The 2,353-nt window shown below is 74.8% G+C and carries 1 protein-coding gene and 1 pseudogene; both read right to left on the bottom strand.

The genetic code is table 11. The annotated features are described in order from the left end of the window. A pseudogene (locus GWK61_RS54110) lies at positions 1-1,253 on the bottom strand (hypothetical protein); the annotation flags it as partial. 244 nt (positions 1,254-1,497) lie between these two features. Continuing rightward, entirely contained in the window at positions 1,498-2,322 is an 825-nt protein-coding gene (locus GWK61_RS54105; RefSeq protein ID WP_194922215.1) for a TIGR03936 family radical SAM-associated protein, read from the bottom strand. Between the last annotated feature and the right edge of the window lie 31 nt (positions 2,323-2,353).

The raw sequence follows: 2,353 nt of genomic DNA, 5'->3' as shown, positions 1-2,353 counted from the left end.
GCCGTGGCCGACGCGGAGTCCTGGGCGGCGGCGGGCTGGGGCTGCTGGGCGCGGTCGCCCCGGTCGCCCCGGTCCTGCCTGGACTGGCGGGACTGCCGGTCCTGGCGACCCTGGCGGGTGCGGCCGTCCTGGCGGTTCTGCCTGCCGGGCTTGTCCTGCTCGACCGGCTCTTCCTGCTCGTGCTGCTCGTCCTGCTGGGCCTCGGCGGCTTCCTGCGGACGCGGCGGGCCCGCCGGGGCGGACGCGGCGCGGCGGCGGGTGCGCTTGGGCTTGGCGTCGGAGTCCGACTCGGGCTCGGGCTCGGCGGCGGTCTCGGCCTTGGCGGCCGGCGTGCTGTCGGCCTTCGCGGGCTGCTCGGCCGGGGCTTCCTGGGCCGGAGCGGTCTTCTTGGCCGCCTTGGCGCCCGTGGCCGGGAGCTGCGGGGCCGCGAAGGGGTTCGCGAAGGGCGAGGTGAGGCCGGGGCGGGAGGTGGTTTCGGCGGCGGGCTGGCTGCCGGGGGCCTGGTCGCCGGGGGTCTGGTCGCCGGCGGTCTCGGGCTCGGCGGACTGCCGGCCCGCGGTCGTGCCCTGTGCGGCGGCGGACGCCTCGGCGCTCGCCTGCTCGGCGGCCGTGCCGGCGGAGGTCGCGCGGCGTCGGGTGCGCGTGCGGGGCGCGGTGGTTGTGGTGTCGGCCTGCTCAGCGGACGCGACCTGGCCGCTTGAGGCCTCGCTCGTCTCGCTGGTCTCGGCGGTCTCGGCAGCGGCCGCCGACTCTCCAGCGGTACCGGCCGAGGTGGCACGCCGCCGGGCACGCGTCGGCGTGCTCTTCGCGGTCGCGCCGGAGTCTTCGGCAGCGGCGGCCGGCTCAGTGCCGGTGCCTGCGTCCTGCGCCTGGCTCGCTTCCACGGGCTCGGCCTCGGCGGCCTTCTTGCGCGTACGGGTACGCGCAATCTTCTTGGCAGCGGGGGCGTCCGCAGCCTCGGCGGCCTCGGCCACCTCAGCCACCTCGGCCACTGGCTCCGGGGCGGCGACCTTCTTGGCCGCCGTCTTGCGGGCCCGCTTGGGCTTGCTCTCCGGCTCGGCGTCGTCCGAGGCCGCGGCCTCGGAACCCTCCTCCGGGGGTACCGGCGGGCCGGCCGGGCGGCTGGCCGCCCTCCGGCGCTGGCGCTGGGGCGCCTCGCCTTCGTTCGTGGCGGCCGTGGTGGCCGCGTCCTGCGCGTCTGACGTCTGGTCCGGCTGTTCGCCGGGGACGCCGGTGGGCTCGTTGTCGAGCATCCGGGCGGTTCTCCCGTCACGCCCCCCGGGCGCACGCGAAGCGGTGCCCCACATCGTCCCCGCTGATCAGCGGGCGATGGGCACTCCCCGGCGAATCCCTGACAGATCCGGGTGCTCTGCGGCGCCACACAGGTGGCTGTTGTGGTCTTCGCCTCGTCCAGTCGGTGCGGCCGACGTTATCGGGGCCGGCCGTTGACCTGACGAGAAGTCTGGTTGGGTCGTGCTCTCGACGTCACCGGCCTTCTCACCGGTCGCCCGCCGACCCCGCGGCGACCCGGTCCGGATCCAGGGGATCGGACAGCGCCTCCACGCTCACACTGGCCGGCGTCGCGTCGGACCCGTCCCGCAGCGGCCCCTGCGCCAGCCTCGTCACCTGGGGAGGGACGGGCGGCACCAGGCCTGCCACACGAACGAGTCCGGTAAGGACGTCGTCGGGCCGCACGGCGGGTGTCAGGTGCCGCACGACTAGTCGCAGTATCGCACAGGGTCGATCCCCGTGCCCGTCACCCTCGCCGACACCGCGCTCACCTGCGGAAACAAAAGTCGCCGCGTCGGCCTCGATCGCCGTCACGGCGGCCCGCGCGTCGAACGTCCGAACACCGTTCTTGGTCATCCGCTCGACGAGCACCTCATCCGCGGCGGCGAAAGCGGCAACCGCCGCGACCGCCGCCTCCGGCGCCACCCCCGGCAGCCGGATCTCCCACACGGAGGCCTCCAACCGCTCCATCAGGTTCGGAGTGGCGGCCTCCACGATCTCCAGAATGTCCAGGTCAGCGGGCAAGGAGCCGTCCAAAGCAGCGGCCAGCTCCGCCGGCACCAACGCCCGCGTGCCCCCGATCTCGACGTACTCAGCCTCACTGGCCACCCCGGTCGGCGCAGCCCCGGCCCACGACACCTTCGGATGCGGCGTGAACCCCGCCGAGTAGGCCATCGGCACCCGAGCCCGCCGCAAAGCCCGCTCAAAAGCACGCTGAATATCACGGTGGCTGGTGAAGCGAAGCCGCCCACGCTTGGCGTAGCGGATCCGAAGCTTCTGAACGGTCGGCGGCGGCGGAGGACCGTCGGGCATGCGGGCCACGGGGGTTGGGTCTCCTCGGGGA

It is taken from the genome of Catenulispora rubra, assembly GCF_015356825.1.
Lineage (GTDB): Bacteria > Actinomycetota > Actinomycetes > Streptomycetales > Catenulisporaceae > Catenulispora > Catenulispora rubra.
Note: the sequence above shows the minus strand (reverse complement) of the source record. Positions and strands in the feature narration are given on the sequence as shown.